Annotated in this window: 16 protein-coding genes; 3 read left to right on the top strand and 13 right to left on the bottom strand. The window is 46.2% G+C overall.

Translation table 11 applies throughout. The features are described 5' to 3' along the window. Window positions 1-196: 196 nt before the first annotated feature. Window positions 197-1,111, bottom strand: a complete 915-nt coding sequence (locus KHN79_RS03005) for a LysR substrate-binding domain-containing protein (RefSeq protein WP_182010374.1) — start codon at window positions 1,109-1,111, stop codon at window positions 197-199. Between the two features lie 107 nt (window positions 1,112-1,218). On the opposite strand from KHN79_RS03005, the gene KHN79_RS03000 reads away from it, so the two are divergent. Together KHN79_RS03000 and KHN79_RS02995 are read left to right on the top strand one after the other, a co-directional pair. After that, window positions 1,219-2,475 carry a D-amino acid dehydrogenase gene (locus tag KHN79_RS03000; RefSeq protein WP_182010373.1) on the top strand — a complete coding sequence of 419 codons (1,257 nt, stop codon included), beginning with the start codon at window positions 1,219-1,221 and terminating at the stop codon, window positions 2,473-2,475. A 293-nt stretch (window positions 2,476-2,768) separates the two neighbouring features. Then, window positions 2,769-4,319 carry an alanine/glycine:cation symporter family protein gene (locus KHN79_RS02995; protein WP_182010372.1) on the top strand — a complete coding sequence of 517 codons (1,551 nt, stop codon included), beginning with the start codon at window positions 2,769-2,771 and terminating at the stop codon, window positions 4,317-4,319. Between the two features lie 83 nt (window positions 4,320-4,402). Here the strand turns inward: KHN79_RS02995 and KHN79_RS02990 are convergent, their stop codons facing one another. The 5 genes from KHN79_RS02990 to guaB all read right to left on the bottom strand — a co-directional run bounded on the left by KHN79_RS02990 (window position 4,403) and on the right by guaB (window position 11,418). Beyond that, window positions 4,403-5,383, bottom strand: coding sequence for an HAD family hydrolase (locus tag KHN79_RS02990; RefSeq protein ID WP_182010371.1), 981 nt, complete (start codon window positions 5,381-5,383; stop codon window positions 4,403-4,405). 174 nt (window positions 5,384-5,557) lie between these two features. Continuing rightward, window positions 5,558-6,151 (bottom strand): acetate uptake transporter, encoded by a 594-nt coding sequence (locus KHN79_RS02985; RefSeq protein WP_182010370.1) that lies wholly within the window; start codon window positions 6,149-6,151, stop codon window positions 5,558-5,560. A gap of 164 nt (window positions 6,152-6,315) precedes the next feature. After that, the gene (locus tag KHN79_RS02980) at window positions 6,316-8,028 is read right to left on the bottom strand and encodes a glycoside hydrolase family 19 protein (RefSeq protein ID WP_182010369.1); all 1,713 of its coding nucleotides are present in this window, start codon (window positions 8,026-8,028) and stop codon (window positions 6,316-6,318) included. 270 nt (window positions 8,029-8,298) lie between these two features. Continuing rightward, window positions 8,299-9,852: a glutamine-hydrolyzing GMP synthase gene (gene guaA, locus KHN79_RS02975; protein ID WP_182010368.1), complete on the bottom strand. Its 1,554-nt coding sequence runs from the start codon at window positions 9,850-9,852 to the stop codon at window positions 8,299-8,301. 99 nt (window positions 9,853-9,951) lie between these two features. After that, window positions 9,952-11,418 (bottom strand): IMP dehydrogenase, encoded by a 1,467-nt coding sequence (gene guaB, locus KHN79_RS02970; protein WP_182010367.1) that lies wholly within the window; start codon window positions 11,416-11,418, stop codon window positions 9,952-9,954. Window positions 11,419-11,652: 234 nt separating this feature from the next. Here guaB and xseA point away from each other — a divergent pair, with 234 nt between their 5' ends. After that, window positions 11,653-12,984, top strand: a complete 1,332-nt coding sequence (xseA, locus tag KHN79_RS02965) for an exodeoxyribonuclease VII large subunit (RefSeq protein WP_182010366.1) — start codon at window positions 11,653-11,655, stop codon at window positions 12,982-12,984. Here the strand turns inward: xseA and KHN79_RS02960 are convergent. From KHN79_RS02960 to ispG, 7 genes are all read right to left on the bottom strand, one after another. After that, complete coding sequence (locus KHN79_RS02960) at window positions 12,977-13,201, bottom strand: zinc ribbon domain-containing protein (protein WP_182010365.1); 225 nt, start codon at window positions 13,199-13,201, stop codon at window positions 12,977-12,979. The two genes, xseA and KHN79_RS02960, sit on opposite strands and share 8 nt — an antisense overlap. Window positions 13,202-13,489: 288 nt before the next feature. Further along, window positions 13,490-14,371: an alanyl-tRNA editing protein gene (locus KHN79_RS02955; RefSeq protein WP_182010364.1), complete on the bottom strand. Its 882-nt coding sequence runs from the start codon at window positions 14,369-14,371 to the stop codon at window positions 13,490-13,492. 67 nt (window positions 14,372-14,438) lie between these two features. After that, complete coding sequence (gene der, locus KHN79_RS02950; protein ID WP_182010363.1) at window positions 14,439-15,935, bottom strand: ribosome biogenesis GTPase Der; 1,497 nt, start codon at window positions 15,933-15,935, stop codon at window positions 14,439-14,441. Window positions 15,936-16,113: 178 nt separating this feature from the next. Next, window positions 16,114-17,274 (bottom strand): outer membrane protein assembly factor BamB, encoded by a 1,161-nt coding sequence (gene bamB / locus KHN79_RS02945; protein ID WP_182010362.1) that lies wholly within the window; start codon window positions 17,272-17,274, stop codon window positions 16,114-16,116. A gap of 12 nt (window positions 17,275-17,286) precedes the next feature. Then, a complete protein-coding gene (locus KHN79_RS02940; protein ID WP_182010361.1) occupies window positions 17,287-17,901 on the bottom strand; it encodes a YfgM family protein in 615 nt (204 codons plus the stop codon). Between the two features lie 124 nt (window positions 17,902-18,025). Beyond that, window positions 18,026-19,294, bottom strand: a complete 1,269-nt coding sequence (gene hisS / locus KHN79_RS02935; RefSeq protein WP_182010360.1) for a histidine--tRNA ligase — start codon at window positions 19,292-19,294, stop codon at window positions 18,026-18,028. Window positions 19,295-19,320: 26 nt separating this feature from the next. Next, window positions 19,321-20,439 (bottom strand): flavodoxin-dependent (E)-4-hydroxy-3-methylbut-2-enyl-diphosphate synthase, encoded by a 1,119-nt coding sequence (gene ispG / locus KHN79_RS02930; RefSeq protein WP_182010359.1) that lies wholly within the window; start codon window positions 20,437-20,439, stop codon window positions 19,321-19,323. Window positions 20,440-20,442: the final 3 nt, after the last annotated feature.

Below are 20,442 nucleotides of genomic sequence, written 5' to 3'. Positions count from 1 at the left end.
AATAGGATTCCTATTACTATTTCCACTCTGGCAGGACACAAAACCAGAATCAAAGCATTAGCAATCACAACAAATATTTAACAACATGCCGGATGGTATGGTTTCGGTCATACAAAATCAAGGAACTTAATGATATTTAAGTCAATTAATCGAGCCAGTAAATGAAAGGCGTATTATTTTCAAGGCTAACCTAAAATTACGGGTCTATTTGTCTCGATAACCATTGTCTGAATCGCTCAGTTGATTCACTTTTGGTATTCATGATCAAATAATAACCGGCATTGGCGGGGACTGGCTTAAAGGGAGAAACCAGGCGTTGGGTAATCAGTTCATCTTCTATTAGTGCCATCCTGGCCATTGCTATGCCGACTCCTGCTTCAGCCGCTGACATTGCCATATCGGTGCGGTTAAAGAAATGCCCGACATCTGTTTTAAAATTCAACCCCATGGCTGAAGCCCAGAATAACCACTCGTAATCACGTGTGGCTTTATCCCACGGCAGTGCGTCATGTAACAGAGTGGCATCTTTCCACTGCTCCATTGATGACAAAGGCTCATCGTTATCTAAAGCAGCTTTTAGCCACTGATGATCCTCAAGGTATTTAGGGCTCATGACTGGCAACAACTGCTCATCTAAGAGCAACTCGGCGTCTTTATGTTTATATGGATGCAGTCCGTAGTCGATGGCGACATCGTAATCTTTCAAATCACTGTTAACCAGCGCCACTTCGGCAAAGATTTGCACTTGTATCTCCGGATGTTCCAGATGAAAGCTCTCCAGCTTCGGCACTAGCCATTTGAAAGCAAATGACGGCGTCAGCTTTAACTTAATCTCATTGTTCTGCTTATCGGCTTTTAGTTCATCGAGCAGTTTTCCCAGTTCAGAAAAATGAAATTGCGCTGCCTGCTGTAGTTGAGTTCCTTTGTCTGTTAAACGAATTCCTCGCGAGTGGCGTTCAAATAGATTAAAACCTAATGCTTGTTCTAAATGAATTATTTGCTGACTTACCGCCCCTGTTGTCAGGTGCAGTTTTCTGGCAGCACTAGTAAAACTGGTATGTTCTGCAACTTGAAAAAAAAGCCACAAACCGCTTATCACATTACTTCTCATCCTTAAGCCTATAGTTTTCCTAAACTCTATGTGTAATTTATATCGATTGTTAACAAAAGGTAAGCAAAAGAAACTAGCCGCAATTGATAAATGAGTGGAGTTCATACATGGAAGTCATCGTATTAGGTAGCGGAGTTATCGGTTTAACGTCTGCTTGGTATTTATCTCAGGCAGGCTATCAGGTAACGGTTATCGATCGTCAGCCAAGCAGTGCGATGGAAACCAGTTTTGCTAACGCGGGACAAATCTCCTACGGGTATTCATCTCCCTGGGCTGCTCCGGGGATTCCGCTCAAAGCTATTAAATGGTTAATGGAAGAGCATGCACCGCTAAAAATTAAACCTACGTTAAGCTCAGATATGATCAGCTGGGCATCAAAAATGGTCGCGAACTGCACGTTGCCACGCTATCAGGTAAACAAAGCCCGTATGCTCTCTATTGCGAATCACAGCCGTGCCTGCTTGGAGCAGTTGCGTAAAGAACATACAATTGATTATCAGGGACGTCAGTTCGGCACCTTACAGGTCTTTCGTACCGAGCAGCAGTTAAAAGCAATTGAAAAAGACATCAAACTGCTTGAACAAAGCGGCACGCGTTTCGAGTTGATGGATGTCGAACAATGCATCAAGCAGGAGCCGGGCCTTGCTCTGGTAAAAGAAAAGATTGTTGGTGGTTTGTATCTGCCGGATGATGAAACCGGTGACTGTTTCCAGTTCTGCCAGCAACTGACGGAGCTGGCAAAAGCTCATGGCGTGAAGTTTGAGTTCAATACTGAAATAAGCAATTGGGTTACCGAGGGGAAAAAGGTCACAGGTGTCCAAACCAACCGCGGATTATTCAAAGCCGACCAGTTTGTACTGGCGTCAGGAAGCTACTCTACCGCTCTGCTCAGACAACTTGATATTAATATCCCGGTTTACCCGGTTAAAGGCTACTCACTTACTATGCCAATCGAAAACGAGCAATATGCGCCACGTTCGACAGTAATGGATGAGACTTACAAAGTCGCGATGACTCGCTTTGATGACAGAATTCGCGTCGCAGGAACCGCCGAACTAGCAGGATTTGATGGCTCGATACCACAGAAGAGAAAGAACACGATTGAGATGGTGATCCGCGACCTGTTCCCACGTAGTGGCGATTTTAGTCAGGCTGAATTCTGGACAGGTTTCAGACCTATGACACCAGATGGTACGCCTATCATTGGCGCAACGCCTTACGAGAACCTCTTTACCAATACAGGGCATGGCACTCTTGGCTGGACAATGGCTTGTGGATCCGGCCAGTTACTGGCAAACATTATGGCAGGGAAAACAACAAAAGTTATAGAGCCATCAGAGCTGAACTTGTTCCGTTACGCTTGAACAATTAATAGCCAATAATACCACTAAGCGCATATATGTCAGCATTTTGAACTTATCAGATTTAGCGTGCATTCAAATAACAATCTGCTGCAAAATTAATCAAAAAGGGAATTTTAACTCAACCAATCACATATATGATAATGGTAAGAAGATATTAAGGAGAGTTATCTATTCTGTGTACACCATCACGCTACTAAGGATTTTAAGCCAAAAAGGTTAACAATTACGTTACAAAAAAAGGTAATGTATTGTTTGGAAAATAACCGCAAACACAACTAACAGGGAAAATACTCATGCAGTCATTAGTTGATTTTTTGAATGGAATAATCTGGAGCCCGGTACTGATCTACTTGTGCCTGGGTGCTGGTTTATTTTATTCCATCATGACTCGTTTCGTACAAGTTCGTCACTTCTTTGAAATGTGGCGTCTATTGCTATCAGGAAAGAGTTCTAAAAAAGGGATTTCATCATTTCAGGCGCTTGCCGTATCGCTATCTGGCCGTGTAGGTACAGGTAACATTGCAGGTGTTGCTGCCGCTATCGGCTTTGGTGGTCCGGGTGCGGTATTCTGGATGTGGGTTGTTGCGTTCTTTGGTGCGGCAACTGCTTACGCAGAATCTACCCTTGCGCAAATCTACAAAGAAGAAGATGAAGGCGAATTCCGTGGTGGTCCGGCTTACTACATTGAAAAAGCAATGGGACAAAAATGGTACGCTTGGATCTTTGCTATCTCGACTATCTTTGCGTGTGGTGTGCTACTGCCAGGCGTTCAGTCAAACAGTATCGGTAACGCGGTTGAAGCGGCATTCGGTTCTGGTGACATGATCGAAACCGCTATCGGTACTATCAGTTTTGCTAAAATTTTCACTGGTACGGTTGTTTGTGTCATTCTCGCTTTCATCATCTTTGGTGGTGTAAAACGTATCGCAAACTTTACCCAAATCGTTGTTCCTTTCATGGCTTTGGCTTACATCGTAACAGCATTTGTAATCATCCTTCTGAACATTGGCGAAGTTCCACGCATCTTCGGCATGATCATTGGTGACGCATTCACGCCAATGGCGGGCATCGGTGCAGCAATCGGCTGGGGTGTAAAACGTGGTGTTTACTCTAACGAAGCCGGTCAGGGTACAGGTCCTCACGCTGCGGCAGCAGCAAGTGTTGACCACCCAGCTCAGCAAGGTCTGGTTCAATCGTTCTCTATCTACATCGATACGCTGCTGGTTTGTTCAGCAACCGCGTTCATGATCCTTATCACAGGTGCTTACAACGTTCACGGTGCAGTAGAAGGCGCGTTCCTGGTACAGAACCTGCCTGCAGACATTGGTGCTAACGGCCCAGTATTTACTCAGATGGCAATCGAAAGTGCACTTCCTGGAGTGGGCAAACCGTTCGTTGCTATTGCTCTGTTCTTCTTCGCATTTACAACCATCTTGGCTTACTACTACATCGCAGAAACAAACATCGCTTACATTCGTCGTACGTTTAAAATCGATGGCCTGATGTTTATTCTGAAACTGATTCTGCTGTCTGCGGTATTCTACGGAACGGTGAAAACTGCGAACCTTGCCTGGGCGATGGGTGACGTAGGTGTTGGCTTGATGGCTTGGCTGAACATTGTCGGTATTCTGATCATCTTCTTCATGTCTAAACCAGCACTTAAAGCGCTGACTGACTATGAACAGCAGCAGAAACAAGGCGTGACTGAATATACGTTCAATCCGGTAGCACTAGGTATTAAAGGTGCCGACTACTGGGAAGAGAAATACAAGCGTAAGACAGGTAAATCAGCCGAGACTGAAGCAGTTGAAACAACCAAAACTGCTGAAGAAGGTTCATTCTAAAACTACAAAAATAAATACAGCATTACACAACGACAAGGGCCAGCAATTCGCTGGCCCTTTTTTATTGTCGTTAGTCTCTCCCGTTATTTGGACGGAAAGATTTGTCTCCAGTCATTTTTCATATCAACAACCAGCCAGCCTTTTTCTCTTGCTTCATCCAGCCCTTTATCAAGTGTACCGATGCTTGATTGTCTGTCGTATGCCCATTCTCGTTCCTTATCTGTGTGATGAACATACATAGCCAAGCGTGCTCCAGTTCCCGACGTTGTCCATTGCAGCATCTGTAAATCACCATCAGAATTACCAAAGGAAGCAATTGGGCGCTTACCGATATGTTGATAAATTTGCAGCGGTTTTTCTGTTTTATCATTATTCACATCGATACCAGGTACACGATTGATTTGATAGTTTCCGCCTACGTTGACAAACTCCGTCGAGAGTCGGGTGCCGATGATACGTTCAGGTGGAATGTTATAGACTTCCGTTGCCCAGGCGCGCATGAAGGCATTACCGCCACCTGAAACGATAAAATTTTTAAACCCGTTATCTTGCAGATAATCCAGTACTTCTAACATTGGTTGGAAAACCATGTCTGTATATGGCTTACCGGTTACCGGATGTTTGGAAGCGCTTATCCAGCTCTTCACTATTTCAGTAAATTCATCGCTGCTCATGCCCGTGTGCGTTTGCTTCACTAACTCCATCAGATCTTCTGTTGTCAACTTATCAATCTGGCCGCTTAACACTAAGGAATATGGCTTTGTCGTTTTCCATTCCGGATGGTCTTTTGCCTGAACTTTAATTTGATCAATGGCGAATAGTAACTGGAAATACATTGGCTTTTCAGACCATAACGTTCCGTCGTTATCAAAAGTAGCGATACGATCTTCAGGGGCAACATAATTGGCAGAGTCTGCGTCAGTTACATCATTGACAAAGTGGATAATGGCGTCCTTGGCCTCTCCATCATTCCAAGAAGGTAATGGATCGCTAACTAGGGCTGAAGTCGGAAATGAAAGCACCGCAATGGCGAGTGAGAGAATAAACGCTAGATGTTTTTTCATAAGATGTAACTCGTTGTATATGGGGTAATCCAATAATGAGTCATCTTTCAAGAAAAAGCCCGATTTGAATCACGATAAACCGTAAATCAGAAAATTCCCACTTGCTTACGTCCTGGTAATAAATAGGCGGATCTTAGGAGATCCGCCTGTACCATCCGGTTTAAGGTTTACGATTTAGGCTGTCGCTAAAGCTTCAACTTTGCGAGCAATTTTGGCTTTGCCAACCGGCAGAACTTCACGACCAAACTCGTTGTTCAGTACTTGTGCCATTGCGAAGTAAATGGCACTAGCACCACAGAAGATCCCTTCAAAGCCAGCGACTGTTCCGATGAACTCACTACCAGTAAAGTCACGAGCTGCAAGCAGGAAGAACAAGATGGTTAGCGAGCCAAATACAACCTGTTTGGCTGTCGGGTAGCACAGAGAGCCGATAAACATGAAACCAGTAAAGATACCCCACAAGGCTAGATACCAACCCATAAAGCTTGCTGGGCTAGCTGGCAGCCCCATGTGAGGCATTACAATAAGACCTACCAAAGTTAACCAGAACAAACCGTAAGAAGTGAATGCGGTTGTACCAAACGTATCGCCACGCTTGTAGCACATAATGCCAACGATAACTTGACCTAAGCCACCATAGAAGATGCCCATCGCCAGAATCATAGAGTCCATTGGGAAAAATCCTGCATTGTGAATGTTAAGCAGAATTGTGGTCATACCGAAACCCATAAGACCTAGCGGCGCTGGGTTAGCCAGTTTTGTCGACATGTACTGATACCTTAAAAAAAGTTGATACAAAATGCGTGCAAATTTTAATGGAGGCTAATGGAAAAGAGAAAAGCCGTTATTGAAAACTTAGATTCCATAAACATTCACGCTATAAATAAGAAGACCCCACTAATAAGCGGGGTCGGAAGTAAGGCTAAATGTCATTACTGGCAGGAAATCTCATCCCAGAACCAGTTACTCTGTCGTGGAGTTTCCCACGTACCCGGTCCATTTTTAGCCACAAAACATTTACCCTGGTAAGTCACTTTATCTCCGTTCGCAACTTGAGTGACGCCAGGTTCCCAGGTGATGAAATCACTACTAACAGGCTGCTCTGGTTCAGTCACAGGCGTTTCCGGTTCAGTGACTGGTGTCTCTGGTTCGGTAACCGGTGTTTCAGGCTCAGTAATGGGAGTTTCAGGTTCTGTTGTCGGCGTGCCTGACACTAGCTTCCACGGGTCGCCTGCGGTCGGCTCATTCCCCTGAGACCACCACTTCGCCTCATATACTGCACCTGAGTAAGACACCTGTTCGCCCCCGGTATAAACTTTACTTGCGTCCCAGGCTGCAACACCATCAACTGGTGGTTCAACAGGATCAACAACCACAAGCTCATCAACTACACGTACTTCTGGCCAGCTGGAGTGCGATTCATATAGGTTCGTAACACACTTCTCGTAATCACCCGGGACAAGTGCAGAATACGCCGTCTGGAATCCCACCAGCTCACACTCAAACGAGTAGCCACCGGGGCGGTCTGAATAATACTTCCAGTTGCCATCCCAGTTGGTGTAAAGCACATCGGTCGCTCCGTTAAGGTTCAGGCTACCGTAAGGCGTTTGCTGCCAGCAGGTGTTCTGCTCATCGGCTTCAATCGGGATCTGATAATGCTCAGATAATCCTTCCCAGTACCGTATACGGTTAACCGGCTGCCCTTTGTCTTTATTTTGCGCGCCACACTCAATACCGCCATTGATGATATTGATCGTGGTGCCGAAACCGTAACCGATACCTGCATCGATTTCGCGCTGAGACGGAACCCAGGTACGATCAATAACATGCAGCATCGCAGGTTTAGGCGCTTGAGGCGTCAGGAAGAACCATATAGCAGAAGCCAAGTTCAGCCAGGAATCTGCAACCAAACCAGGATTATTGAGCAGTACAGTGGCATCTCCGTCAAACATTACCTCGGAGAAAGCACCATAGTTAAAGTGATAAGAAAGCTGCTTAGCACCACGGCCAAAATAGCCTTGTCCTGCGGCACATGGCCACTTCTTGTTTTGCCAGTCATTCTGACCGCAACCCGTCGTGTACCCAGCCTGACCTTCAGACCAGCCCATTTCACGTACGTGCACTAACGCTTGCTGCCACTCTTCTAACGCAAGTGGGTTATCAGACACATTGCCGATTGAAATATGTCCGCCAGTCTCCTGAGCAAAGTGAGCAAAGGCTGTGACAATTGAACGTTTACAAATCGCATCAGAATCGCGGCCATCAGTGTACTCCGCACAAAACGCAGGGAACTTACCGATTGCACGCAAGAATCGAGTGTAGGTATATTCAGGAGCAGCCATATGGGTAAGGAAATCCCATTCAGCCTCTGGAAAGACCTTCTCTGCACGCTTAACGTTATCCGGATTCGATACACTGCCCGGCTCAATCGCTTCAACTAACGTGTTCGGAGCGGTACGAAGCGCTTGCGACCAGATCTGGTACATTGGGTCAGCGGTTTTCTGTTGTTCCACCGCCTCGACATCAGCACGAGAAATAATATAGCCTGTCGGGTTCTCAGGGTCGGGCTGAATATTCATTGCAGCCCAGGCAGTCGGAGCCGCTGTCAGCATTGCTAATGCAGTGACATAACTTCTTCTCTTCATCTTTAAGTCCTTGTGTTAAAAGTAATAAAAGGGTAGATAAAGGAAGAAAAAGATTCACGAACACTAGGGTTAGCGAACGTCAACTTGCGAGTGAACATAACCTCGCTAAGCGCACTGAAACTTGGCCGTTACAGTAAAATGTTTACCTGCTTCAAAAACATTCTGGGCAAAAAACATGATAATAAAGCAGTGTCTGAGTCAGAGCCTGACGAAGTGAAGACAATAAAAAACCAGCCCGAAGGCTGGTTTAACAAACGGTACCGAAGAGGATTATTCCCATTCGATTGTCGCTGGCGGCTTACCAGAAATGTCGTAAACAACACGCGAAATGCCATCAACTTCGTTGATAATGCGGTTAGAAACCTTACCCAGGAAGTCATATGGCAGGTGTGCCCAATGCGCAGTCATGAAGTCGATAGTTTCTACTGCACGCAGAGAAACAACCCAATCATACTTACGACCGTCACCCATTACACCAACAGAACGGACTGGTAGGAATACAGTGAACGCTTGAGAAACTTTGTTGTACAGATCAGCTGCGTGAAGCTCTTCAATGAAGATAGCGTCAGCACGACGTAGTAAGTCGCAGTACTCTTTCTTGATCTCGCCAAGAACGCGAACACCCAGACCTGGCCCCGGGAACGGGTGGCGGTAAAGCATGTTGTACGGAAGACCTAGCTCCAGACCGATCTTACGAACTTCGTCTTTGAACAGCTCACGTAATGGCTCAACCAGACCCATTTCCATATCTTCAGGCAGACCGCCCACGTTATGGTGCGATTTGATCACGTGTGCTTTACCCGTCTTGGAAGCAGCTGACTCGATTACGTCCGGGTAAATTGTACCCTGAGCCAACCATTTCGCGTTTTTCAGCTTCTTCGATTCTTCATCGAATACGTCTACGAACACGTGACCAATGGTCTTACGCTTGTCTTCCGGATCTGACTTGCCTTTCAGCGCGTCAAGGAAACGGTCTTCTGCATCAACTTTGATGATGTTCAGACCGAACTTGTCGCCAAACATATCCATTACCTGCTGACCTTCGTTTAAACGTAGCAGGCCGTTATCCACGAATACACACGTTAGTTTATCGCCAATCGCACGGTGCACCAGCATAGCAACAACGGATGAATCCACACCGCCAGAAAGGCCCAGGATCACTTCGTCATCACCCACTTGCTCTTTAATGCGAGCAACAGCGTCTTCGATGATCGATTCCGATGTCCAAAGACGTTCACAACCACATACGCCAAGAACAAAGTTCTCTAGCATTTGTAGACCTTGTTTTGTGTGCGTAACTTCTGGGTGGAACTGAACGCCGTAGTATTTCTTCTCTTCGTTCGCCATAGCTGCGTAAGGACAAGTCTCTGTCTCACCAACTTTTACGAAGTCTGCCGGAATTTCTACTACTTTATCGCCGTGGCTCATCCAAACATCTTGCGTCGCTTCCAGATCTTTAAACAGTGCAGATTCACCAGAAACTTTAACCTGTGCGTAGCCAAATTCACGCTCGTTTGAGCCAGCTACTCGACCACCTAACTGTTCTGCCATGGTCTGCATGCCGTAACATACACCAAGTACAGGAACACCTGAGTCAAATACGTATTGAGGTGCGCGAGGAGAGTTCTCTTCCGTAACGCTTTCAGGGCCACCAGACAGGATGATGCCATCTGGGTTGAATTCACGAATATCCGCTTCTTCTACATCCCAGCTCCACAGTTCACAGTAAACGCCGATTTCACGTACGCGGCGAGCAACTAATTGAGTGTACTGAGAACCGAAGTCCAAGATCAGAATACGTTGGTCATGGATATTTTTAGTCATTTTGAGCAGTCTTTTTTAGGCTAAGTGATTAAAACCGAGGCGAGTGTACTCGCCTCTTATTAATGCTTCAAGGAAAAAGCAAACGTTTACGTCGGGCTATTAGTTACCTAGACGGTAGTTTGGTGCTTCCTTAGTGATCTGAACATCGTGTACGTGAGACTCTTGCATACCTGCGCCAGAAATACGTACAAATTCAGCTTTAGTACGCATATCTTCGATAGTTGCAGAACCTGTCAGACCCATGCTTGAACGTAGACCACCCATTTGTTGGTGTACGATCTCTTTTAGGCGGCCTTTGTATGCGATACGACCTTCGATACCTTCAGGAACAAGCTTGTCTGCTGCATTATCAGACTGGAAGTAACGGTCAGAAGAACCTTGAGACATTGCGCCCAGAGAACCCATGCCGCGGTAAGCTTTGTATGAACGTCCGTTGTAAAGAATCACTTCACCCGGAGCTTCTTCAGTACCTGCAAACATAGAACCAACCATCACACATGATGCGCCAGCTACGATTGCTTTACAGATATCGCCAGAGAAACGGATACCGCCGTCAGCAATTACAGGAATGCCGTATTCGTTCGCAACTTCAGCCGCATCTGCGATTGCTGTGATTTGAGGAACACCCACACCGGTTACAATACGAGTCGTACAAATAGAGCCTGGGCCGATACCAACTTTTACTGCGCTTACGCCCGCTTCAATAAGTGCTTTAGCGCCGGCACCAGTTGCTACGTTACCACCGATGATGTCGAGATCTGGGTATGCTGCGCGAGTTTCGCGAATACGATTCAGAACACCTTCAGAGTGACCGTGTGAAGAGTCAATAAGTAATACATCAACGCCCGCTTCAACTAATGCTGCAACGCGTTCTTCGTTACCTGCACCAGCACCAACTGCAGCACCTACACGCAGACGGCCACGCTCATCTTTACATGCGTTAGGCTTACGCTCAGCTTTGTGGAAGTCTTTCGCTGTGATCATACCGGTAAGTTTGAAATCATCATTCACAACCAGCACTTTCTCTACGCGAGCTTCATGCATTTTCTCTTGAACTTCTGCGCGAGTTGCACCTTCTTTCACTGCTGCCAGGCTTTCTTTTGGCGTCATTACTGAAGATACTTTCTTAGAAAGGTCTGTAACGAAACGAACGTCACGACCAGTGATGATACCAACCAGTTCGTTGTGCTCAGTTACTACAGGGAAACCAGCGAAGCCGTGCTTTTCAGTCAGTGCAACTACATCAGCAATCGTTTCGTCAGGGTTTACTGTTACAGGATCTGTTACCACACCCGCTTCGAACTTTTTAACTTTACGAACTTCAGCGGCTTGCTGCTCAATAGACATGTTCTTGTGGATAAAGCCAATACCGCCTTCCTGCGCAAGTGCGATAGCTAAACGAGCTTCCGTCACTGTATCCATAGACGCAGAAATCATCGGAATATTCAGAGCAATATTTTTCGTCAGCTGAGTGCGAAGATCAGCTGTGTTTGGGAGAACGGTGGAGTGTGCTGGCACTAGCAGTACGTCGTCGAATGTCAGCGCTTCTTTGGCAATTCTTAGCATTTGCAATATCTCACAATTAGAGGAGTAAAAAAAACAATCCAAAGTCTCATCGTTTCGCATAATGAGGGCAGCGAGTTTTTGTTTACAAGCTACATTTGGATTAGATATTGCGGAGGGATTATACGGTTAACGCAATCGCTTGACTACAAATTTTTTAATTTTTTTCTTGCATTTACCCCCTTGCTATGTATTATATTGCCGCTAACTTCCATACTCACGTCTACGAGATTAGCTGTGCTCTCCCAGACCAATCAAAACATTTTCACTGTTTCCCGTCTTAATGCAGAAGTCCGTCTGTTGTTGGAAAATGAAATGGGTGTCGTCTGGCTTATCGGAGAGATCTCCAATTTCTCAGCTCCGGTCTCGGGACACTGGTACCTCACTCTTAAAGATTCCCGTGCTCAAGTTAAATGTGCCATGTTCCGTGGTAACAATCGTCGCGTCACTTTCAAACCTGCCAACGGTAATCAAGTTTTAGTCAAAGCCCGCCTGTCTCTGTATGAGCCACGAGGTGACTACCAGCTTATTATCGAGAGTATGCAGCCGGAAGGTGATGGTCGTCTACAGCAAGAGTTCGAAGAGCTCAAGATGAAGCTGGCCGCAGAAGGTTTGTTTGCCCAGACAAACAAGCTCACCTTGCCTGAGCACCCGAAATGCGTTGGTGTCATCACTTCCAAAACCGGAGCCGCACTTTACGATATTCTTGATGTGTTAAAACGTCGTGATCCTTCGCTTCCGGTTGTGATATACCCAACCATGGTTCAGGGAGAAGATGCTGCCATACAGATTGCTCAGGCGATCGGCCGTGCTAACAGCCGCAATGAATGTGATGTATTGATTGTCGGTCGTGGCGGTGGCTCTTTAGAGGACTTATGGTGCTTTAATAATGAGATACTTGCACGTACGATCGTGGCTAGCCAGATTCCGATCATCAGTGCTGTTGGACACGAAGTCGATGTGACCATTGCCGACTTTGTTGCTGATGTACGGGCTCCAACACCTTCGGCAGCCGCTGAACTGGTAAGCCGTGACAACAGCCATAAAGACCAGGCTCTCATTACCCGCCAGCATAAGCTAGCCAGCGCAATGCGTTACTACTTAGCGACACAAAGGCAACAAAGCACAAAACTGCTCCACCGTTTAGAACGTCAGCATCCAAACTATCAGCTACAACGTCAGTCTCAGCAACTCGACGAGCTGGATACACGTCTGCGAAGAGCAATGCAGCGATTTATTGATACCCGCCAACAAGCGGTTGAGCGCAAACATTATCGTCTGCAGTTAAACTCTCCTGTAAAGCAATTAGCTGAGCAGAAATCGAAGTTAGAACGTGCAGAACAAAAGCTAATGGATGCGATGGATCGTAAGTTACTAACCATGCGTCACCAACTGGCTATTGCCGCAGAAAAGCTAGATACGGTCAGCCCTCTTGCCACCTTGAAGCGTGGCTATTCGATCACCCAGACTGAGCAAGGCAAAGTGATTACTCAGGCTGAAGAGGTGAAAACGGGCGACCTGTTAGTCACCCGTTTAGCCGATGGCGAGATTCGTTCTACTGTTAACTGATCTTTTGAAACTCAAACCGAACCCTGGATTTTGATTTGAGTTCATTGCAGGTATTGCAGAAGTAATTCGCGGCTCCACAAGCCTGAAGTTTTTCTAGCTCAGCATCGCAATCAGGACAAAACCCTACCTTTCTGAAATCCGAGTCGCACTGATTACAGTGATACTGACCCGTCCACTCTAATTCGACGTTACAAGTCGGACAGATGTTCTGTTGCATTTTACTTCCACCTTTCAAATTACTTTTATCTAGTTTATCTCGTTGAATTGCTCGATAACGTTGATCCGCGTCACTTTAGCCTGTTTACAGTTATATAGGACTTGGTTAAAAAGATCTTACCCTGATCATCGGATAATTCCCTTTTGATCAGCGATCACCCTCTAAAAGAATATTTATATCACCACATACCGAAAGCATAAGTTACATGTTCTGCATTTCAATTTAAAACAGACAATAAACCTGAACGTAAGTGAAAAATCATTCAAGCTCAGAATTTCACAAAAAGATCTAACTTCCTGTATTAGGTTTTACTTCGGTGTGCATTTCAATAATCTGAGGGCCTTGCTCGATAAATGATACCAGTATAGATTCGAACTCACCTAAGCGGTTCGCATGCGTTCCGCCACAAGGGATAACCGCAATGTCGCCCTCCCCTAAATCACATTTCCAATAACGGGAATCGGTAAGACTTTCGCCTTGGCACTCGATAATGATCGCCTCATCACGCAGCAACCATTCTTCTAACTGAGCATTTACCTTATGTTCTATCTCAACAAGGTCAGACAACATATCTGCGCTGTTTAAACCTCTTTTACGGAGTGTTTTACCTAAACGGTAGGTATCCAGACATTTATCAGGCGTCACAAAACTACTCTCCTGAGCATAGCTGTTGAAGTCATAGTTGCCATGAGGGTCTTTGCGATCGGCATCTTTACGCCAATACGCTTCGGCCAGAACTTTATTTAGGGCTAAGTAGGCCAAATGCCCTGCACTATGGCCGCGGCTCAGTGCAAGCTGATAGGTTTTGTCGACTTGCAAGGTGACCGTAGTTCCAGACTTCAGAGATTCTGTTCTTGGTAATACATGCACTACAACAAACGCCCAACCTTCTGTATCCCGTTTTACAGGAATTGTCGTTCCGACATACAGTATATTGGTAGCTTGCTCCACAGCTCCAACCTGACAGTCGATCACCTCAACCGTTTCTCCGTTTACCTGAATAACGCCTTTATCTGCGGGGTGATCTGGCCAAATGTGACTTACCGGATGAAAAGGTGTTGCCTCTGTTACGACATAAGTCACTTCGTCGTTATGTTGAACAAATTGTACAGGAGATTCTAATTGCCATGTCTGATGACAGAAGCGGATTTTAGTCGCAGTTATAGTCATAGTTGCTGTTTAAGAGGTTTTGAAGTTAAAAAAATACCCAAGCAAAACTTGGGTATCCTGAACTCGATTATTTATTACGGTTTTTTACCGCAGACATCATACGTTTGCGTTTACGTTCCTGAGAAAGCGTAAGTTTGTTAGTGCGGTTCTCGTATGGGTTGTCACTGTTCTGGAAGTTAATACGGATTGGAGTACCCATGATTTCCAGAGACTTACGGAAGTAGTTCATCAGATAGCGCTTGTACGAATCTGGCAAATCGCGAACCATATTACCGTGAATCACCACAATTGGTGGATTGTAACCACCTGCGTGTGCGTATTTCAGCTTAATACGACGACCACGAACCATAGGTGGTTGGTGATCATCAACTGCCATTTTCATGATACGGGTCAGCACTGAAGTACCGACACGAGTCGTAGCAGACTTATACGCTTCCTGAATCGACTCAAACAAGTGGCCAACACCAGTGCCGTGCAATGCAGAGATAAAATGAATACGGGCAAAATCGACAAAGCCCAGACGGCGGTCCAGCTCTTTTTTCACGCTCTCTTTCACGTCGTTATCCAGACCATCCCACTTGTTCACGGCAAGGACGATAGAACGGCCAGCGTTCAGAGCAAAGCCAAGCAGGCTAAGATCCTGGTCTGAAATGTTTTCACGAGCGTCAATCACCAGCAAAACCACGTTAGCATCTTCGACTGCTTTTAACGTTTTAACAACCGAGAACTTTTCAACCGTTTCGTTAATACGACCACGACGACGGACACCAGCCGTATCGATAAGTACATATTCACGACCATCACGTTCCATAGGAATGTAGATAGAGTCACGGGTGGTACCAGGCATATCGTACACAACAACACGCTCTTCACCCAGAATACGGTTGGTCAGCGTAGATTTACCTACGTTCGGACGACCGATGATTGCAAGCTTGATTGGCTGATCTTGCAAACGCTGGAACTCTTGCTCCGCTTCTTCTTCGGTGTACTCATCATCCGCAATCTCAGCATCTTCAAATTCTGTCAGATCTTCGATCTCACCTTCTTCAGATTCGCTGGCAAGCAAATCGTCAAAGAACGGAGCCAGAGCACGCTCTAGAAGCGCAGTTACGCCACGGCCATGAGCAGCAGCAATCTGGTACATGTCGTCGACACCTAACTGCCAAAAGTCGGCACAAGCAGCATCAGCATCGATACCATCAATTTTGTTAACTACCAGCATTGCTGGCTTTTCAATTTTACGCAGATGCGCGGCAATGGCTTCGTCAGCAGACGTAAGGCCAGCACGACCGTCAACAAGAAACAGCACTACGTCTGCTTCATCAATGGCTGCCAGCGACTGCTGCGCCATTTTTGTTTCCACACCTTCTTCTGTGCCATCAATACCACCGGTATCAATCACAATAAACTCGTGCTCTTCGCCAAGTCGAGCCTGGCCATATTTACGGTCTCGCGTCAGGCCAGGAAAGTCCGCAACCAACGCGTCACGAGTACGGGTTAATCGGTTAAATAGTGTAGATTTACCTACGTTCGGACGCCCAACAAGGGCCACAACAGGTACCATAACAACCTCTACAATAATCTTTCTTCTGTAGTTATAGGTAACGACTTGCTCAATGCCAAATCAAACCAGCTTTTTACCTATAACCACGTCAGGAATAACTGTTAATAAATAATTTCAAACAACAAAACGGCTCCTAACTGTCACCAGCCAGGAGCCGAATGTGAATTATATCACGATATTATTCGTTAATGGTTAGTTTCTTTACATCGCCGTTACGTGTTGTAAGGACATAACCATCAGACAATAGTGTCGGGCCAACAGCAAAACCACTGTCATCAACATATTGCTGGGCGACAAAATCACCGGTTGAACGATCTATCCAATGCAAGTAGCCAAGAGTATCACCAACCACAACGTAGTTACCCACAACTACAGGTGCGGTAAGCTGGCGATGCTCTAACAAGTTGTTTGACCACAACTCGGTACCACTGCGAGCGTCAACGGCCACCACGTGATCTTTTTCAGTGATCACGAACAAACGACTGCCATCCGTTGCCATATCATTCGCCGATGAATAGTTACGCTTCCAGATCGGGTTAGCAGAACGAAGATCAACGGCAATCAGCTGACCATTAAAACCAACGGTAAAGAGAGTCCCGCCAAGCACAATCGGAGATGCATCGACATCAACCAGACGGTCAATCTCAGTAGCACCTTTTGGCGTACCTACTGGCTGTTGCCAGATAAGCTGTCCACGCTCGACAATTGCGGCTGCAAGTCGGCCATTCGCCGTCCCCCAGAAGACACCACCACCAATTGCAACTGGTGTACTGTCACCACGTAAAGTCAGGTTAGGTACTTCAGTGCTTAGCGCCCAGCGTTGTTCACCTGTGCTTTCGTTAAGAGCGACTAGCACCCCCCGGCTGGTATTGATAATGATCAGGCCAGAGTCAGCAACTGGCTTAGCCAGAACTTCACCACCAACCTTGACACGCCAGTTCACTTCACCTGTCTCCTGGGACAGAGAAATAACATCGCCGTTGTCAGAACCAATGTACAGGCTTCCGTAAGCGGCCGTGATACCACCTGAAAGTCGGGCAACAACACTCTCTTCGAGATCAACTTGCCATTGCGCTTTGCCATTCTCTGGATCAAGAGCTTTTACAATCCCATCACGGCTAGCAACAAATAACATATCATTAGCGTATACAGGCGACAGCTTAGAGAAGTAATGGCCTACACCATCACCAACTGATGTGCTCCACTCGGTTTTCGTAGTGAACTCACTATCGACCTGAGGTAGCGGCGCCATAACAATGGTATCTTCTTCGCTTGCACAGCCAGCAAGAATTCCCACAGTTAACACACCAAGCAAGGCTTTCTTAAAGACTCTTTTCATCCAATGCGGTCCTTATTTCGCCAGATCGTCCAATTTCATTTGTAGTGTCGGGCTTGCATCTGCTGCTTGATGCGCTTCAGTGTAGGCAGCATAAGCCGAATCCTTGTCACCCTGACGAAGTGCAATATCACCGCGAAGTTCTGCGATACGGCCATTCCATGCTGCATCGGTAACTTTACTTAGTTCTGAGGTTGCAGCATCGAAATTACCCAACTCAGCTTCAATACGAGCAATACGGTAACTGATTAGTGGAGACAATGCGGCATCTTTAGTGCTGGTTTGAGCCCATTTAAGTTGCTCAAGCGCTGCTGTCAGGTCTTCTGCTTCAACTTGCGCTTTGGCTAATTGCAGGGCTGCCAATACTGAATATTCTTTAACTTGGCTTGAGTCGATAAAGGCCTGAACTTCAGTTTGAGCGTCGACACCGTTTTCCTGCAGAGCAGTAATGGCTGTCGTGTAGTTTTGCGAAGCCGCTTCACTCGCCTGAATTACCGAATCCTGGTAGTAACGCCAACCAAATAAACCACCTAAACCAACAACTGCACCAATGATCACGGCTTTACCGTTCTCTTTCCACCAGTCTTTAATGGCTTCAACTTGTTGTTCTTCAGTATCGTAAAGTTCCACTTCCTGTCCTCTTAAAACATGTAAATGGCAGCTTAGCTGCCATTGTTCCTATTTCGTTGAAAGGCTCCGCATTTGGGAGCCTTAGATAACGAATCAGGATAAAGTTACTAGCTTACTAAAAGACTTAGATAAGCGCTGCGATCTTTTCAGCAACTTCTGCCTGGTTGTAAGTCTCTTGCTCACCACCAGCCAAGTCTTTCAGTACAACGGTGTTATCCGCAACCTCGTTCTCACCCAGAACCAATGCTACAACAGCACCGACTTTATCTGCGCGTTTAAACTGTTTCTTGAAGTTACCGCCACCAAAGTGATTCATCACACGAACGCCTGGTACTTCTTCACGAAGCTGCTCAGCAAGTTTCATTCCGGCCATCATGGTGCCTTCGCCGGCCGTGACTACGTAAACATCTACAGAGCGGCGTACTTCTGTCAGCTCCAAAGTTTCAAGCATCAATACCAGACGCTCTAGACCCATCGCAAAACCAACCGCAGGCGTCGCTTTACCGCCAAGCTGCTCGACCAGACCATCGTAGCGACCACCACCACATACCGTACCCTGAGAACCTAAGCTTTCAGTGATCCACTCGAAAACAGTACGGTTGTAGTAGTCCAGACCACGAACAAGGCGTTCATTAACAGTGTATTCGATACCCGCAGCATCAAGAAGTTCACAAAGACCTGCAAAATGTTGCTTAGAATCATCATCTAAGTAATCAGAAAGGCGAGGTGCATCACCTAAAATATTCTGAACATCTGGGTTTTTACTGTCCAGTACTCGCAGAGGGTTAGTGTGCATACGACGTTTGCAATCGTCATCCAGTACATCGATATGTTGTTCCAGAAACGCCACTAAAGCTTCATTATAGTTTGCACGAGCTTCAGGCGAACCAATTGAGTTCAACTCAAGACGAACATGCTTATCGATGCTAAGTTCACGCCACAGACGAGCGGTCATCATAATAAGTTCAGCATCTACGTCAGGACCATTCAGGCCAAATACTTCCACGCCACACTGGTGGAACTGACGGTAACGGCCTTTCTGAGGACGCTCGTGACGGAACATCGGGCCCATGTACCAGACACGCTGTTCCTGGTTGTACAACAAACCATTTTCGATACCGGCACGTACACAGCCAGCAGTCCCTTCAGGACGAAGCGTCAGGCTATCGCCATTGCGATCTTCGAACGTGTACATCTCTTTCGAAACCACGTCTGTCTCTTCACCAACAGCTCGGCTGAACAGATGGGTCATCTCAACGATTGGCATACGCATTTCGTTGTAACCGTATGCGCTAATTACATTTTTCACTGCGTTTTCTAGTTTCTGCCACAGTGGCGATTGAGTTGGGAGGCAGTCGTTCATGCCTCGAATTGCTTGAATTGTTTTTGCCACAATACTGTCCGTAATTCTCGTTGAGATTAATCTTGTACTTTTACTTCGATACGATTTTCATTGTCCATCATGGACGCTTTCGCACGGATTTTAGCTTCTAGCTGATCTACAAGATCATTGTTATCAAAGCGCTCTTTCTGGCGTTTACCATCTTCATAAAAAGCACTCTTCTTATTACTGCCTGCCAGACCTAGATGAGAAACCTCTGCTTCACCAGGACCGTTTACCACACAGCCGATAATCGACACATCCATCGGAGTAATGATGTCTTCTAAGCGCTCTTCAAGTGCGTTTACAGTACCGATTACATCGAATTCCTGACGTGAACAACTCGGACACGCAATGAAGTTAATACCGCGTGAACGAATACGCAGAGACTTCAGAATATCGAAACCTACCTTGATCTCTTCTACAGGGTCCGCAGCAAGAGAAATACGCAAGGTGTCGCCAATCCCTTCGGCCAGAAGCATACCTAAGCCAACTGAAGATTTGACTGCTCCAGCACGCGCCCCGCCGGCTTCTGTAATTCCTAAATGCAGAGGCTGGTCGATTTTCTTAGCTAGAAGCCTGTATGAATCTACCGCAAGAAAAACATCTGATGCTTTAACGCTCACTTTGAACTGGTCAAAGTTAAGGCGGTCAAGGTGATCCACGTGACGCATTGCCGATTCAACTAAAGCTTCCGGAGTCGGCTCACCATATTTCATCTGCAGATCTTTTTCTAAAGAACCGCCATTGACGCCAATACGGATCGGTATGTTTTTATCACGGGCGCAATCAACAACCGAGCGAATACGCTCTTCGTTACCGATATTTCCTGGGTTAATGCGTAAACAATCAACACCATACTCAGCCACTTTTAGTGCAATGCGGTAATCAAAGTGAATATCCGCAACCAAAGGAACTGACACTTGCTGTTTGATCTGTTTAAACGCTTCAGCAGCATCCATCGTAGGTACAGAAACACGTACGATGTCTGCACCAACTTTTTCTAGTGCCCGGATTTGTGCGACTGTCGCTTCCACGTCAGTCGTGCGAGTGTTGGTCATTGACTGTACAGCAATTGGCGCACCATCACCAATTGGTACATCACCCACATAAATACGCGTCGATTTACGACGAATAATAGGAGATTCGTGTTGCATAAT

It is taken from the genome of Vibrio sp. B1FLJ16, from assembly GCF_905175385.1.
Taxonomy (GTDB): domain Bacteria; phylum Pseudomonadota; class Gammaproteobacteria; order Enterobacterales; family Vibrionaceae; genus Vibrio.
This window is presented reverse-complemented; position numbering and strand designations above follow the sequence as displayed.

Coding starts and splice junctions, on each gene's coding strand:
- KHN79_RS02980 (WP_182010369.1), bottom strand. CDS start 8,028: ATGAAGAGAAGAAGTTATGTCACTGCATTAGCAATGCTGACAGCGGCT.
- guaA (WP_182010368.1), bottom strand. CDS start 9,852: ATGACTAAAAATATCCATGACCAACGTATTCTGATCTTGGACTTCGGT.
- KHN79_RS02960 (WP_182010365.1), bottom strand. CDS start 13,201: ATGCAACAGAACATCTGTCCGACTTGTAACGTCGAATTAGAGTGGACG.
- KHN79_RS02995 (WP_182010372.1), top strand. CDS start 2,769: ATGCAGTCATTAGTTGATTTTTTGAATGGAATAATCTGGAGCCCGGTA.
- KHN79_RS03000 (WP_182010373.1), top strand. CDS start 1,219: ATGGAAGTCATCGTATTAGGTAGCGGAGTTATCGGTTTAACGTCTGCT.
- KHN79_RS02990 (WP_182010371.1), bottom strand. CDS start 5,383: ATGAAAAAACATCTAGCGTTTATTCTCTCACTCGCCATTGCGGTGCTT.
- ispG (WP_182010359.1), bottom strand. CDS start 20,439: ATGCAACACGAATCTCCTATTATTCGTCGTAAATCGACGCGTATTTAT.
- der (WP_182010363.1), bottom strand. CDS start 15,935: ATGGTACCTGTTGTGGCCCTTGTTGGGCGTCCGAACGTAGGTAAATCT.
- KHN79_RS02985 (WP_182010370.1), bottom strand. CDS start 6,151: ATGTCGACAAAACTGGCTAACCCAGCGCCGCTAGGTCTTATGGGTTTC.
- KHN79_RS02955 (WP_182010364.1), bottom strand. CDS start 14,371: ATGACTATAACTGCGACTAAAATCCGCTTCTGTCATCAGACATGGCAA.
- KHN79_RS03005 (WP_182010374.1), bottom strand. CDS start 1,111: ATGAGAAGTAATGTGATAAGCGGTTTGTGGCTTTTTTTTCAAGTTGCA.
- guaB (WP_182010367.1), bottom strand. CDS start 11,418: ATGCTAAGAATTGCCAAAGAAGCGCTGACATTCGACGACGTACTGCTA.
- bamB (WP_182010362.1), bottom strand. CDS start 17,274: ATGAAAAGAGTCTTTAAGAAAGCCTTGCTTGGTGTGTTAACTGTGGGA.